At 54.1% G+C, this 14,824-nt stretch carries 15 protein-coding genes; 10 read left to right on the forward strand and 5 right to left on the reverse strand.

Translation table 11 applies throughout. From position 1 onward, the window contains the following. Position 1: 1 nt before the first annotated feature. From HNQ64_RS18905 to HNQ64_RS18945, 9 genes are read left to right on the forward strand one after another with little or no spacing between them, the layout of a single operon-like run. Positions 2-634: a hypothetical protein gene (locus HNQ64_RS18905; RefSeq protein ID WP_184211600.1), complete on the forward strand. Its 633-nt coding sequence runs from the start codon at positions 2-4 to the stop codon at positions 632-634. Next, complete coding sequence (locus HNQ64_RS18910) at positions 631-1,563, forward strand: hypothetical protein (protein WP_184211602.1); 933 nt, start codon at positions 631-633, stop codon at positions 1,561-1,563. The genes HNQ64_RS18905 and HNQ64_RS18910 overlap by 4 nt, the downstream gene beginning before the upstream one ends. Positions 1,564-1,578: 15 nt before the next feature. Further along, positions 1,579-2,793, forward strand: a complete 1,215-nt coding sequence (locus HNQ64_RS18915; protein ID WP_184211604.1) for a TrbI/VirB10 family protein — start codon at positions 1,579-1,581, stop codon at positions 2,791-2,793. Continuing rightward, positions 2,790-3,485 (forward strand): hypothetical protein, encoded by a 696-nt coding sequence (locus HNQ64_RS18920; RefSeq protein ID WP_184211606.1) that lies wholly within the window; start codon positions 2,790-2,792, stop codon positions 3,483-3,485. Before HNQ64_RS18915 ends, HNQ64_RS18920 begins: the two co-directional genes overlap by 4 nt. 30 nt (positions 3,486-3,515) lie before the next feature. Continuing rightward, a complete protein-coding gene (locus HNQ64_RS18925; RefSeq protein ID WP_184211608.1) occupies positions 3,516-4,412 on the forward strand; it encodes an AAA family ATPase in 897 nt (298 codons plus the stop codon). Then, positions 4,387-4,821 (forward strand): hypothetical protein, encoded by a 435-nt coding sequence (locus HNQ64_RS18930; protein WP_184211790.1) that lies wholly within the window; start codon positions 4,387-4,389, stop codon positions 4,819-4,821. The genes HNQ64_RS18925 and HNQ64_RS18930 overlap by 26 nt, the downstream gene beginning before the upstream one ends. A 26-nt stretch (positions 4,822-4,847) precedes the next feature. Then, the gene (locus HNQ64_RS18935; RefSeq protein WP_184211610.1) at positions 4,848-5,252 is read left to right on the forward strand and encodes a hypothetical protein; all 405 of its coding nucleotides are present in this window, start codon (positions 4,848-4,850) and stop codon (positions 5,250-5,252) included. 21 nt (positions 5,253-5,273) lie between these two features. Next, positions 5,274-5,672: a hypothetical protein gene (locus tag HNQ64_RS18940; RefSeq protein ID WP_184211612.1), complete on the forward strand. Its 399-nt coding sequence runs from the start codon at positions 5,274-5,276 to the stop codon at positions 5,670-5,672. Between the two features lie 6 nt (positions 5,673-5,678). Continuing rightward, positions 5,679-5,999 carry a hypothetical protein gene (locus HNQ64_RS18945; RefSeq protein ID WP_184211614.1) on the forward strand — a complete coding sequence of 107 codons (321 nt, stop codon included), beginning with the start codon at positions 5,679-5,681 and terminating at the stop codon, positions 5,997-5,999. A gap of 51 nt (positions 6,000-6,050) precedes the next feature. Here HNQ64_RS18945 and HNQ64_RS18950 read toward each other — a convergent pair whose 3' ends face one another. Both HNQ64_RS18950 and HNQ64_RS18955 read right to left on the reverse strand, forming a co-directional pair. Continuing rightward, positions 6,051-8,183 carry a serine/threonine-protein kinase gene (locus HNQ64_RS18950; RefSeq protein ID WP_184211616.1) on the reverse strand — a complete coding sequence of 711 codons (2,133 nt, stop codon included), beginning with the start codon at positions 8,181-8,183 and terminating at the stop codon, positions 6,051-6,053. 216 nt (positions 8,184-8,399) lie between these two features. After that, positions 8,400-8,543, reverse strand: coding sequence for an entericidin A/B family lipoprotein (locus HNQ64_RS18955; RefSeq protein WP_184211618.1), 144 nt, complete (start codon positions 8,541-8,543; stop codon positions 8,400-8,402). 167 nt (positions 8,544-8,710) lie between these two features. On the opposite strand from HNQ64_RS18955, the gene HNQ64_RS18960 reads away from it, so the two are divergent. Then, entirely contained in the window at positions 8,711-9,472 is a 762-nt protein-coding gene (locus HNQ64_RS18960; RefSeq protein ID WP_184211620.1) for a dienelactone hydrolase family protein, read from the forward strand. 21 nt (positions 9,473-9,493) lie between these two features. Here the strand turns inward: HNQ64_RS18960 and HNQ64_RS18965 are convergent, their stop codons facing one another. The 3 genes from HNQ64_RS18965 to HNQ64_RS18975 all read right to left on the reverse strand — a co-directional run bounded on the left by HNQ64_RS18965 (position 9,494) and on the right by HNQ64_RS18975 (position 14,668). Beyond that, on the reverse strand, positions 9,494-9,928 hold the full coding sequence (locus HNQ64_RS18965) for a cyclic nucleotide-binding domain-containing protein (protein WP_184211622.1): 435 nt from the start codon (positions 9,926-9,928) through the stop codon (positions 9,494-9,496). A 78-nt stretch (positions 9,929-10,006) separates the two neighbouring features. After that, a complete protein-coding gene (locus HNQ64_RS18970; RefSeq protein ID WP_184211624.1) occupies positions 10,007-13,303 on the reverse strand; it encodes a hypothetical protein in 3,297 nt (1,098 codons plus the stop codon). 315 nt (positions 13,304-13,618) lie between these two features. Next, a complete protein-coding gene (locus tag HNQ64_RS18975) occupies positions 13,619-14,668 on the reverse strand; it encodes a hypothetical protein (protein ID WP_184211626.1) in 1,050 nt (349 codons plus the stop codon). Positions 14,669-14,824 lie beyond the last annotated feature (156 nt).

Below are 14,824 nucleotides of genomic sequence, written 5' to 3' on the forward strand. Positions count from 1 at the left end.
CATGGCCACTGCCCTCCCCAAGAAAAAAGGTGCCATAGACACGCTCATTGCGCGTGATCAGACGGCCGTGTTTTGGTTTGTCTTCGCCTGCATCATCGCCTGCTTATGTGCCTGGTACCTCGTCATCATGTCTGAGGAACTGAAGGCACGTCCACCCTTTGTCGTCATGGATAGCAATGGCGGCTATTACATCGCACCAGGGGTGAATTTTAACAAGATGAAGCCCATGCATCTAAACCTGTCTGAAATGGCCGTGGAAGCCATTTTTGACCGTGGCCCAGATGGCATCACCTTTGCACAAAGACTCCCGCTTCTCTGCACCAAGAAGAGCTACTCCAGCATTCGTAAAAAACTGGATACTGAAAGTCGTTACTTCAAGGCTCAGTCGGTGCACCAAACAGTCAGCATCGAAAGTAACACGCTTTTAGGAACTGGCGAAACGGTCGCCATCACCGAGGCAACGGGTTTTGTTTACCGCCGCAGCACCTTCAATAACAACGAGCAAAATGAAACTTATCGTTTCCGCCTCAGGCTCTTCTGGCGTTTGAACCCAGACATCCGTCGCAACAAAGCTTTCCCCTCCGTGATTGATGAAATGGTGAATTACGAATTGGAGAAAATCAGCGCCTCATGAGATCCTTCCTTTGCCTTCTTTCTCTAACTCTACTGCCTGCCTTGGGCTCCTTGGCACAAGTTCAGCAGGGGCGTGAACTCGTGATGCTGGACTCCAAAAAACTCGTCCATGATATCTCCATCAACGCCACGGTGGCCACCACCATTACCTTCCCTGAAAAGATCACTTTGCTTACGGGATTTGGACTCGTGACCGACCCCAACTCTGCCGCGCAGATGACCCAATCAAAGGTCGCCATTGTGCATTACGAAAATGTCATCGGAGACACCTTGGTCGTCCGTTTGGTAAAGCCCGGTGAGCCTTGCCATGCCACCGTGCGCACCTCTCGCCACATTCATTTGCTGCGTTTCGTCCCAGCGGATGAAGCGAACCTAGCCGTTATTGTTTCTCCACCTCAGGAAAAAGATGCCGCCGCGCCCACCACGCCGGAGCAAGTGGTTAAAAACCGCATTGATTTCAATTCCGAAGAACTCGTCGGGATGCTGAGCAAAATCAAAAGTCGTAAAGCTCTGCAATCGCTCAATCCCGGCCTCTTCCAAGGCTGGCAGGAACGCAACGGCCTGGACATGACCTCGACCTACAAAAACGTCAATGCTACCATCTATGAGATCCAACGAAATCCGGCCAAGGACATCATCGCCTTCCGCTGCCACTTGGTGAATACCGGAACGGAGACTTATGAGTTTGAGCCTAACGGCGTGAAGATCCGTGTGGGGGAGCGCAGTTACAATGCTCAGCTCGTGGATTGCAGCGGCATTGCTCCTCCTGGGCAGAAAGTGCTCATGGATATCCTCCTCCAGGGAGGGCCCGGCGGGGGGCGTGAAGGCCTCTCCATCAATCAAGATTTCCGGGTCGAGCTACCGGAAGCGGGCCGCAGTCAAATCTCCCCTGCTCTTTTTGGCGATGCCTCAGCGGATAACAGCAAATAGTCTCCCGTTCCTGCCATGACCAAGTATCTCCAAAAAACCGGCGTGCAGATGGGCCTCTTGGCTGTCGTCCTCGGCATTGCGGGTGTGGCTTTTTACCTCACCAAAAAGCAACCCGCGCCTGTCAATGCTGCTCCCGCCTCAGCAGGGCCTCAGGCCCAAGTCGCCCTCCAGGACAAAACCGTGGCCCTGGGCGAAAAGCGCACCGCAACGGTAGGCAGCGGCCAGCAGGTGGACAAACTTGTGATCGCGCCCAAAAAACCCCAGGCTCCCACGCTGATCCCCACAACGACCACCCAAAAGAAATCCCAAAAAGCCCCGCCTTTTCCCAAATTGGTCCATGTCACCAACACGGTCCAAGAACCCCACGTCCCGAAGGAACCGAAGCTCTTTGCCCCACGTGGCCTGCTCATCAAGGCAGCCCTCGTCATCACGGTGGATTCTTCATCGCTTGAGACACCCGTGCTCGCCCTGGTCACGGAAGACATTTATTGGAACAAACGCCTCATCGTTCCTGCAGGCACTCAGGTTCAAGCTAAGGCGGGAAAAGGCAGAACGCGCGACCGCATCGAAGTCACGGGGGGATTCACCTTCGTCTGGGCAGATGGTCGTGAATACACCATTAGCGGCATCGCATTGGATCATGAACGCCTTGCAGACGGCAGCTACTCCATCACCGACGGCTCCGCTGGCATTCGTGGCCAGATCATTCAAAACGACCAATATGCTGAGCTGAAAATCTTGGTCGCTGAGGCTCTCGAAGGCATCATGAACAACAAGCAAGACCAGTTTCAATCCGTCTATGGTCTGGTCCCACAAAACAACAGTCGAAATGCGGCACTCGGCGGCGGGGCACAGACGGCGTCTGCCTACTCAGGCATGCTCACGAAGAAGCTGGAGCAGGACCTAGACTTCGTCCGCGTCGGCGCTGGCACGCAATTTTACATTTACACCCAGGATGTCTTCGAGCCTGAGTTAGCCAGCATCGCCGGACTCAAGCAAGGCAACAAAGCCGCCTCCAGCTGGCAGCTAGCTGAAGAAGCCTACAACCGCGCCCAGACGGAGGCGAGCGCCGCCTCTGACGAAGCCACCAAAGTCGCCGAAGCCACCCGCAAGGCCGAAGAACAAAAACGCACGGCTGAACGCGCCGCGCGAGTCAGCAGCCTCGTGTCAGACGATGAATCTGACGCAGACACGGCTGATACCTCCACTCCTTCCAGCACCACGCCATGACACCCTTCACTCGATTCGCCCTCGCCGCCACCGGTGCCCTGCTCGCCTCCTGTGCCACGAAGGAAACCCCTCTTTCAGACGACCCTTTCGCCCTGCCACCAGAGCAGCAGGAACTCGCTTACATCCCCACTTACTCGAAGACCGTCGTCTCCGGCTGGCCCAAGGGACGCGCCCTAGACCCCTATGACAGCTCACGTGTGCGATTGAATGAAGAAGTCCATGCTTACCATGTTGGTCGGCTCCCGAGCAAGGACCGCCGTGAGATGCATGAAGCCCACACTGTTTACCGGGTAGAACAAGATGCACGCTGGGACACCCGACTGCCTGCAACGCCCATGGATTCACGTGGGGTGGTGCTAGGTGTGGTGGAGCCTTCTCGCAGTGAGGTGCCCAAGAGCAGCTTGCTGGACCAGGAGCGTCAAAGCTTGGTCGCAAAGACACAATCCCTCCAGATCACCATGGCCAAGCTGACCAACCTTCAGCGTGACTTGGAAAAGAAAAAAGCCCAATTCACCGAAGCCGAAGAAGAGGCCAAAGAGATCCAGCTTTATCTCGCAAAAACCATTCAGGAACGCGACCAAGCCAGCGCCCAACTGGAAAAAGCCAAAGAACGCATTGAAGAACTTGAAGAAAACGAGCGCCTGCGTGTGCGCACCTCTTCTCAAGGCCTCAGTGGTGGCAAAAAGAAATGAGATTCGGCATCGCCTCTTTGAATCACAAGCATGGTTGACCTTGAGCACATCCGCGGCTTACCGCCTTATCTCCAGGAGCGCATCATCGGGCAGGACCATGTCATCCCAAGGGTGGTCCCCATCATCCAAAACGGAGAGCTAGGTCTAAGTGACCCAGGGCGACCTAAAGGCACCTTTTTGTTCCTGGGGCCGACGGGAGTAGGCAAGACAGAAATCACCCTTCTGCTGTGCGAATACATCTTTAAAGATGTGGGCAAACACTGCATTCGCCTGGACATGTCTGAATACCAGAACCAGGAATCTCTAGGCTTATTGTTAGGCCAAGGTGAGCATAGCCGAGGCAACATGGGGCGTTTTTATGACCGGGCTGAAGGGCGCGGCATCATTTTGTTTGATGAAATTGAAAAGGCTCATCCACGGGTGCTCGATATTTTCCTCCAGGTGCTGGATGCAGGCCGCATCACCGTGGCCAATGGCGAGACTCTGAACCTGTGTAATTTCTACATCGTCGCCACTTCCAACATCGGGGCAGACGCCCTCATGGAACTGAAAAACAGTCCCATGGCTACCATCGAGCGTTTTATCGAAGATCTGGCCGCTGCCGAATTGAGACCTGAAGTTCTCGCGCGTTTTAATGTGCGCTGCGTTTTCCAAAAGCTCGGCTACAGCGCTCAAAAACAAATCGCCAGCATCATGCTCAACAAAGAGCTGAAAAACCTACGCAACAAAGGTTATGAACTCACCGCCGGTCATGGTGTCATCGACCTCCTCGTTTCCCAAGGGGTCGAACCACGCTTGGGCGTACGCCGCATGAGAACCACGGCCGAAAGCAACTGCCGCCATGCGGTACGTGAGGCCCTCATGGCTGGGCGGTCCACCTCTGGAACCCTCATCGCAGAAAATGGGCATCTGGTCATCCATCCTTGATTTTTACCGTCGGTGGAAGCCTGAGATTGATCTCTATGGCATCGGCCTGCTCTGCCTCGTCAGCGCACTGATAACGGGCCGACATGCGGCCGCAGGCATCGTTATTATTCTGGTTTTACTCATTGATGCCATGCGCCGCTGGGGTGAGCCCTATCGCCAGATTGGCAAAGCGGAGATGGAGCAAAGGCACCGCGCAAGCAAAGCCTACTGGGAAGAGCGGTTCAGCGACTGGCTTGGCCGCCACCGGGAAGATCCCATAAGCCCCCCCTCACCACCAACCCTGCCCGTGACCCACCTAATCCCCCACCCGCAGCGGGATGGGGAAGACCCACCCGAAAGTCCTGGCGGCCCCATGCTTCCAGAAAAGCCCCCCGTCATCATTCCCCCGCCTGTCACACATGAAACCTGACTGGCTAATCAATCCCTGAGCTTCCAATGCAGCCCTCCTCATCCAGTCTCATCCCCAGCCGTCTGCAGCTCATTTTGGGCCTGCTCAGCCTCCTATTCCTCGGCGGTTGCAGCACACCACCAGCTTTCCTGGCAGACACGGATGTCATTCCCGTGGGCAGCCGCATTGAGTTCTGGGTAGATCATGATGATCGTGGCTGGGTGAATTCGAATCTCCACATCGCTTTTCTACCACGTGAGATGACGGGTGCTGAAGCCCGTCTCTGGGCCGAAGGCATTGGCACCCGCGATGCCGGATTGCGCTGGACTCGTTATTACCTTTTAGTGACCCATCCCGGGCAAGAAGGGAAAACGTACCGCAGCAGTGTTTATACCGTGCGCGCCCAACCGCATGAAATGACGAGCCGCCAGCCCGCCCGCCTTTCTTATTAATCCATTCAACTTGAGTTCCTTATGTCTGACAATCCCGTTGCCGCCGCTGGTGAAGAATTGAAAAAATGGCTCGAAGCACTCGAGAAAATCCTTTCAGAAATGAAGGCCGATAAACTCGCTGCGGGCAAAGCGAAACTCGATAACGATCGGTTTGATGCGATGATGAAAGAGCTGAAAAGCATCAGCAAAAGCGCAGAGAATGGCCCCCAAGGAGCCCAAATGGATGATCTCAATAAAAAGATCGACCAAGCTCTGGATAAGATGAACGATCTCAGTCCCAAAACAGGTCAAGCGATCGGCAAAAAGATCAACCTAGACGGTAAGCATGTAGATCCGAACCAGGTAAAAGGTCCAGGCCAAGGCCCGCAACAAGCGACGACTATTAAGACGCCCAGTCCAGCAGTAGCCATCAGGAAGTAACTCCCCATGCCAACTCCATCACGTCCCAAAAACAATTCCCTGCGCGATCTTGATGGGGATGGGGACGTGGATCTGGCGGATGATCCTACTCACGATCTCGACCGCGATGGGCGAATTGATACCGCAGATCGTGAAAGTGAGGATCTGGATCACGACAACGACATTGATGCCCGAGATCGAGAGCTCAAAAATGAGCAACTCGAACCACCCGCTCAAGCAGAAAAAGAAAGCGTGGGGGCCGCGCTGAAACTCACCAAAGATTCAGAAGGCAAGTGGCAGAAAGCCATATCACCTTCCCTTCCCCAACAGGGCCCTAGAGTGAGATAAGGCCAAAGAGGCTTTGTTATCTACAAAGCCCACAAAAGCGAAATGGCTGGCTTACTTACCAAAAGGGTTCAGACGCTTGAGCGTATCTCCGGTCTTTTGCAGGAAACCTGGCTCTTCTTTAGTCTGCGTGCGCCGGCGCGTGCCACCTGAGCCCCCACCGCTGGAAGGAGGACTCCAATCTGCCTTGTCCACTTCTGCAGAAAGCTGAAGTGCTGCGAGCGTAGGTAGATCCAAAAGTCCGTTCGGCTGCAAGCCACTGCGGACCTGGAAAAGCACGATGGCATTGTGAGTGCTCTTGCCTTCTTCTCCATCCACAGAAGCAGTGTAGAGCCCCTTTTCCTTCAGCAGAGACTGGGTGCGGAACAGCAGGTAACGCTTTCCTTTCGGTGAATAGGAAGCGTGCGGAAGCACGGGAAAAACTTGCTCCAAGGTCCAAAAACCTGTCGTCGGTTCAGGCAATGAAGGCTGGGTGAGAACTAATCCACCCGGAGGAACTTCAAAGCCTGGAGGCAACGGAGGCATTGCTGGCGCAGGAGGCTGCGTGGCTGCGAGGGCCCCTTGGGTCGCTGTGGCAGGATCCGGTGTCATCGCCAATCCGCCTACGGGGATCTGAGTTCCTAAAACTGGGGCAGGAGTAGCCCCTACCATCGCCAGCGCTGGAGGAGGCTGGGTGGAGGGTGTCAAAGTAGGATTAGATGCCACCGCAGCCACATTCGGTACCGTTGCAGGATCTGTTGAAGCCATTCCCCCTAAAACTGGCGGTACAGCAGCAGTCAGCGTGGGCGGCTGGTAACCTGCAGGAGGGCTGGGCATGGCTGGCTGTGAAAGCCCAGCAGGCGGCACTGTGCCAGCGCTCGTCGCTGGCGGTTGAGAAGGAGAGCCAGTAGGAGCCTCGGTCACTTTGACCAAAGTTGGTTCCGCGCTGGTGGCCGCTTTTTGAGGCTCGCCCTTATCTTCCGCCTTTGTCACGCCTTTCTTAGCCGCGTCGGCAGTCGTTACCACGGATGTGGTGGCTTTTGCACTCGGCGTTTGCTTAGCCTCCGGCTTCGAATTGACAAAGAAATAGGCTGCCGCTCCAGCCCCCACGATCACCGTTGCCGCAGCAGCGATGAGCGGTGCACGGCTGCTTGCTTTTTGGGACAGGCTGCGAGCATTTGCGGCGGCAGTGGCAGCCGCATAGGCGCCGGTGCGAACGGTGACTGTCGCAGGCTTCAGGCCGAGCATTTCCGCCAAAGCACCGGCGCAACTAGGGCGTAGAGTTGGCTCTTTATGCAGACAAGCCGCGATGGCTTCTTCCCACACTTTCGGAATGGATTCCTTGCAACTGATCTCCAATTCCGTGCGACGTTCCTGGACGGAAGGTGGGATCTTAGAATTGATCTGAGTGGGCAAATCCCCGCGATAAAAGGGCGGTTTACCTGTGAGCAATTCGTAGATCGTCGCACCCAGCGAGTACACATCATCCGTTGGCTGGGGTCTCTCACCCATGGCCTGCTGAGGGCTCATGTAAGGCAGCGTGCCACTGGTGCCCAGATTGGCTACGGACAGGCGGCTCATTGTATCCGAAAGGCTGCGGGCAATGCCAAAGTCGGCGATCTTTGCCACAGCCTCTTTGGAGGTGAGCATGATATTCGCCGGCTTGAGATCCCGGTGAATGAGTTTCCGCTGAAAATGCGCGTAATCCAGCGCATCGCACACGCCTAAAAGCCACCTGGAAATGTCATCCACGGTGAAGACACCGAATTCAGTGCCCATGCGCAATTCAGACAGGGTCTTGCCATCCACAAACTCCATGGAAATGGCAGCGGCATCCTCATCATCCACAAAGTCATAGATGCGGACGATGTGGGGGTGAGACAGCTCCAGGCCACGCCGGGTCTCCGTCTTCAACTCCTTCACCGCCGCAGGATCCAGCCCGATGAGACTCGGTAGGAATTTCAGCGCCACAGGACGCTCCAGCTTCAAATCATCCGCTAGCCATACGACTCCCATACCACCACGGCCAAGCACGCGCTCCAGCTTGTAACGATTAAACACCGTCATGCCACTGCCCGGGGTTTTGAACTTGATGGTTTGGTCATAGTCCACCTCGGCACTGCCACCTGGATAGAGGGTGTGGGACGTGACCGCCGCAGACTGCGGGGCTGCCACTGGGCCAGAGCCTGATGGAGTGGGGGTATCCATAACAACAAAAATAACGTCCTTTAGTTTAGGTTCCCCGAGTGGACCTGTCATCGGAATATTTCACTTGCTTTGACGGATGTTTTTAATGTCACAAAGGTCAGTTAATTTACCAGAATCATCCTTTTCACCCAGAGCTAAGCACGTGGACAAAACAAAAAAGCGTTGTCGCAGGTCTTAGAAAACCCACTGACAACGCTCGCACATCGTGGCTTCAGACTAGCTGGCAGCGCGTTCGATTTTGTCGCCCGCTTTTTTGACATCACGGCCTAAACCGCGGGTGGTGTTGCAACTGGTGCCGAGAATCGCAAAAAGCCCAGCAGCAAGGACGAGGAGAGACAGACGTTTGGTGGATGTTTTCATGGGAGGATGCGGTTAATAAGTTCGTGGATCAAGTCGTCCAGAGTAAACCGGAGACATGCCTATTTCGCACGATGGCAGACATCTGGTTGTGCCTGTCCTCTATAAATTGTCTTTCGCAATGCTGCGCCCGTCCTGCCAGGCAGTGGAATCCGTTTACAGACGAACTTATGAATGGTCATTCCCTCTCCTCTGTACTTTTCCTCGCTATCTGCGCCCAACTGCACACGGGCTGTACAACGGTGAAAACTTTGCCAGCGGTTACCAGACGCACGGAATCCTTTCTCAGCGAAGGCCACCGCATCCAGGTGGAGACTTTCTCCCCTGCGAAACCCGGCCGCTATCCAGGAGTAATCATCCTGCATGGCTCTTCAGGGAACGTCATTGGGAAAGGCCCTTTGGTGGACTTGAGCCGTGAGTTAGCCAGCCAGGGAAAAACGGCTATGCTGGTGCACTACTTTGACCGCACGGGCACAGTCTGGAGCGGTGACAAGGCCATCCACCAACACTGGCGCACCTGGGCGAAAACGGTTCGCGATAGCGTGGACTTTGCCAGCACTCACCCCGAAGTCAGGGCGGATGCCATCGGCATTTTCGGTTTTTCGCTGGGTGCTTATCTTGCCGTCTCCGTCGCTGCGGATGATGCGCGCATCCAGGCGGTGGCAGAACTGTCCGGCGGACTTTTTGATGAGCAAAAGCCACGCATCAAACGGCTGCCGCCTTTGCTCATCCTGCATGGGCTTGAGGATAAACGTGTCCCCGCAAGCCGCGGCTACGAACTCCAGCAAATGGCCAGCCGACTCGGGTCAAAACCCGAGATGAAAACTTATGATGGCGAAGGCCATGTACTGTCCGCTGAAGCCATCCAGGATGCCTCTCAGCGGACGCTGGTATTTTTCAATCAACACCTCACGAAGACTTCCACAAAGTAGCCCTAAGCCCCATCGGCACACTCAGCGGTTGACCAGATCCACCACTTTATCGTTCATCTGGCGAAGACGTTTGGACAGACAGGTGGTGATGCGGCTTAGCAGACGGTAAGCCACCTTGGGATTGGCAGAATGGAGACGATCTAGGCTGTTGCGGGTGATCAACCACACCTCCGTTTCCGTGGCCGCACTGACCGTGGCACTGGCAGGGCCGGGATCGAAAACGCTTACCTCTCCCAAAGAATCTCCCGCCTCCAATGAGGCCACCTTTTTATTCATGCCTTCGATGTCCTGGAACACATCCAGCTTCCCCTTTAACACCAAATAAAGGTGATCATTCTCCTCCCCCTGGCGAATCACCACCTCATCCGGCTGGTAAGAACGTGAATCTCCAAAGCTGGACAAAAGGCTAAGTTCTTCAGGGGTGAAATTGGCAAGGAGGGGTGTGAGCGAGGGCATGACTTTGTATCAAAAAACAAAACGCTAAAAAATAAACGATGAACCAGAGATAAAGGTGTGCGCGAATTGATGAAAAAGCTACTTGGCGCCCAGGTGATGATCTTGCCCTTTGGAGGGAGCTGTTCGCTTCCACTGCACGGCTGCACCAGTGGAGTTTCTACGATTATGCTCATGATTTCCAGCTTCATGATGCGCCTGAATATCCTCTTTGACTTTGTGCTTTACAGCTTTCACCTCAGCACCTTCTTGCGGTGGTTTTTCACCAGGGATGGGCGGCAGGGGGCGAGGAGAGCGCGCCAAGGGCTGGTTACGCTGAACTTGGGAGGAAGGTACCGCACGTGTGCCCATATTCATCCGGGCACTTGGCTTGGCGACTTGCTGGGGCTGAGCGATACGCTGCCATTCTGGATTTTGCGCCATGGTCACTTCCATACGACCTTTTAAGTCAGCTTTTTGGGTTTGGCAGGCTTCAAGCTGACGCTGGATGTTTTCCAATTTTACTTGGGCCTCCACACGCTTCTGCTGCAGAGCTTCTCCTCCTTCGTGCTTGGCAGCGCCCAGATCTTGCGCGGCAATTTCATCCAAGACCACAGACATCTCTTGTTCGATAGCCGCTATCTCAGCCTGGGCTTCTTGTAGCTCTCCCTGCAACTGCACTTCCTGGTTCGTGTATTCGGCCACCTCCAATTCATAAGCTGCCACAGCGAGCCGCGGTTTCATGGACTCCAGCTTATAGTCGGCAAAGAGCTCGATCTTTTCCTGAGCTTGGGCGATTTTTTCTCGGGTTTCCTCCACCGTGCTCAAAGCCCCTTCATAGGCGCTGTTGGCATCTGCGAATCGGGCGGAGTTCTCTACCCTTTCTGCCGCGTCCAAAGCAGACCGCATGGAGTCCACATCATTGATCTGCCATTTAAGATCACTTTCCAAACTGGCGATTTCCGTTCGGATACGAGCAATGTCTGGGTCGTTTTGGTCGATCTGCTCCCTGGCCGCCTGCACATCGGCCTGGTATTTGGCATAGACCAGATTGACGGCCGGTTTTGGCACATCATTTTCATCCATGAGTTTACGGTGCTCCCACGGCTTGTTCTCATTGGCGTTGAGACTCTCTGTGCGGGCCTTCTCAATAAGAGCCGTGCCCAGATACGAGGCGCGCTGGAGGCTCCCATGATTGACCCCGCCCAACTCAGGAGGATCTCCAGACAACAGGAGCTGGGCTTGCCGCGCTTGCTGGTAGGTATCCATGTTAAATTCCTTCACCAGCTTCCCCTGAGCCTCGAGGTTCTGAATATGATCCTGCAATTCCACCAAACGCTTGCAGGCCCCATCAATCGCCGCAGGCTCCAGTCTGCCCACACCCCTTGGTGGATCGATGGCCTCCAGCGATTGACGCAAAGCCTCAGGCGACAAAGCCATGATCTTGGCGGCGGTATCCTCATGAACGAACATGGGTAGCGTGGCCACTGCCTTGTTATTCACATCGCCATTTTTCACCATCTCCGCGCGATCCACCACTGGAAAGGCCAAGTCATTATCAATGCCACGAACTTCTTGGTTATGCGGATCAATGAAGATGTTCCCACCATGGCGATCAATCTGCCCGGTGATGTAATCTTGCGCTTCCAGATCGAAGAGACCTTTTTGAATCTGCGCATTGGTGTAATCAATGTCTAAAAAAGCCTCTGGCTCTGTCGGGTCACTGGGACGGGTACGGATCGCAGCACCTGCCACCCCCACACTGATGCCATGAGGCACACCATTGAGGTCCACGCCGAATTTTTCCTCCGCCACAGCATCCATTTGCAGGGCCTTGTTCACCACTGAACTGGCGACCGAGCGAGAGGGCAAGGAACTCAAATCTCCCTGGATGGCTTGGAGACGTGCGGAGACATCCGTGGCATTGCAATCCCCGACCTTTACGGATGTGCCATAAAGCGGCGCGACGGTGCCGATCTGGTCACCATCTTTACCGAGGCTTTGCTGCAGAGCCATCTCATCTGCCCCATTTTCACGCAATGCCTGTGAGCGCGAACCAATGGGCTTTTTCGCAAAAGCCGTGGTAGCCCCTTTGCTATCAAGAACCTGACTTCCAGACACTTTGAAAGACTCGCTAGCCTGCGCTTTCTGCATGGCATTTGCCGGGCCAGAGCTGATTTTAGGCTCCAAAGCACCTGCCCCCACCACATAGGAATCAGACGTTTCTAACTGCTTATGCAGCGGCAGCGGCTCGGGCTTTGGCGGGGCAATGTAGGTCACCGCAGCTTGGCGCGGTGGTGGAGTAAAAATCACGTTTTGCTGGTTTACTTCAGCCTGAAGATTTTGGATCTGCTCCTCCAAAGCTGCGATTTGATCTTCTTTCGCTCGGGTGCTGCCATTGATCCGTCCCACCAGCTTTGCAGCTTGAGTCGTAGGCAGCGATTCGCGAAGCGTCTGCTGTTCCGCCTGTAGAGCGTCCAACTCTTCTACCTGCGGTCTCAGGGCGATGGCGGCCGCTTTCAGATCTGGGTCCACTCCCAAACTGCTCTTAATGGAAGTTGCACGGCTGAGCGTCACGGCATCCATCTTGATGCCTGAAAGATCAGACTCACTGATGTTGAGTCCCTTCAAGTTTCGCCCAGTAAGATCAATCGCCGGAGTATCCGTCCCTGTGATGAACCGCTTTGCTTCGAAAAAGACTTTTGCCGTTTGATCGGCTGTCAGATTTTGGCTGCTGGCAGCTTCGATGGAATTGGCAGCACCTTTTAATGCGAGGCTAGACTGGGCTTCATTGGCAAAGGAGACGAGTTCATCAGCCTGCTGTTTGAGAGATTGGTAACTGGCCTCAAAAGCAGGATCTCGAAAATTTTCACCCGTGCTCTGCTTGATCTCCTCCTGAAGATTCATGTAATCGAACTTCGCCTTTTCGATTTTTCCTCCCAGCCCCCGATCAATGCTTCCCAGGATATTGATCTGCGCCGCACTGATGTTTCTAGGGTCGATGGCATGGTTGTTGGCATGCATCCAGTTAAACATCACATTCTCCAAAGACTCTCGGCTCGTTTCAATGGGATTCTCTTTCGTGCCCACCTTCAGTACTCCATTCTCGTCTGTCTCAAAGCCATACTCCAACGTGACTTGCTGCAAGTTCCCAGGGGAATAAGGATGTTCGAGTTCACAACCATTGATGTCTGAATTGACCCGACCACGTTCGTAAATGTCACGCATTTCATCCAGGGTCAAAGTGTCGAAATCAAGCTCCTGGCCGCGTGTATCGAGCTTTTCCAAAGCCGCAATCTGGCGAGGGAAAGCCTGCATGCCCTGGAGCATGTCAGAGGTATAACCAAGATTGGTCTTAATTTCGTCGAGGCGAGCCTGTTGGCTTTCAGAGAGTGGCATGATGTTGAAATCTTGGGGTCAATGGCGCAGGAGGCAAGTAAACTTACGTCAGAAACGAGGTCGCATCACCGCATTCAAAATGAACACAAAACGCGTGAAAAATACGTCCGGCGCACTGCGCATTCGGATTACCCCAGAGATCTGGAGGTGTGACATAAAAAGTCGGCGGAGAAGTATCGGAAGAAGCTAGTTCTGGCCACCAGCCAAGTGCGAACAAGAGCCTGCTAAAAAAAAGCCGAAGGGGGAGCCACCCCCTTCGACCGTTTAAAAAATAGGCAATGCCCAGCAACTTGCCCAGATGACGAGAAATCCGTCTTACTTCAGTTTCTGCCCCACTTTATTTGCAAGATCACGGACAGCAGAATGCACGTTTCGCCCCACGGTGTTGCGGTCCAATTGAGCCAAGCCAGGGTCTTTTTCTTTCATCTCAGCCAGTTTCTTTTGGAGATTCTGGATCTTTTCTGCACGATCCTTTTTTTCAGCAGGTGACTCTGTTTTCAAATCATCGAGGGATCCCACATCTCCATTCAGAGCACTGCTTAGGGCCTTGCTTTCCTTTTTAAGTAAGTCATCAAGTTCCTTTTTGCCAGCTTTGTATCGTGCCTGAGTGTCAGAATCCACGGCACTGAGCTTTTGTTCACTTCCCAATTTCTGCAAGGCATCTCGCATTCTCTCACGGACACTTTTGCTACCGCCAGAATCACCATCTGCCGAGGGGCCACCAGAACTCACCGAAGGTGCAGAAGCGCCTAACTGCTTTTGCTTTTCCGTCAATTGATCTTGAAGATTCAAGATCTTTTCTGCCGCTTCATATTTCTGCGCGTTGACAGATGCCTCTTGCTGCTCTGCGGCACTCATCACCCCGCCTCTTCGAGATTGTGCCACTAAGGCATCATTCTGCTGCTGAATGAAAGTTTGAGGATCCACACCTTCTCCCAAAATCTGTTGATTCTCATCAATCGAAGCCTCCAGAATGGCGATATCCCGCTTGAGACTGGATGACGTAGGACCACTCAAAACAGCCCCGCTGGATCCACCAGGGCCACCAGGGCCGCTCGGTCCCCCGGGCGCAGGGCCAGCCACCGAAGCTCCGGCAGCCGCCATCTGCCGCTGCTGCTTCTCCAGTCTCTCTTGCAATTCTAAAATCTTCTCTGCCGCTTCGTATCTGTCAGCATCAATGGACGCTTGCTCTTGCTCCGCACGGCTCATCACACCGCCCCGGGCGGACTGTTTTACCAACTCTTCATTCTGCTGCCGAATGAATGTCTGCGGATCCACACCCGCACCCAATTTTTCTTGAGCCTCACCGATAAGGAATCTTGTTTGCTCAATCTGTCTGCCGATTTCGAGTTGTTCTGGAGTCATGAGTTTCGAGAGAACGATGTTGTCTATTTTTAGGAAATGAGGTGGAGAACTTGTGTGGGATAAAAGGCGTAGAATTGAGGTGTCATGGCACACCTGGAACAAGACCTAACAAACAATCCAACAACAAAGGAAAGATATGAAAATTAAGCTGGGCTC

It is taken from the genome of Prosthecobacter dejongeii, assembly GCF_014203045.1.
Classification (GTDB): domain Bacteria; phylum Verrucomicrobiota; class Verrucomicrobiia; order Verrucomicrobiales; family Verrucomicrobiaceae; genus Prosthecobacter; species Prosthecobacter dejongeii.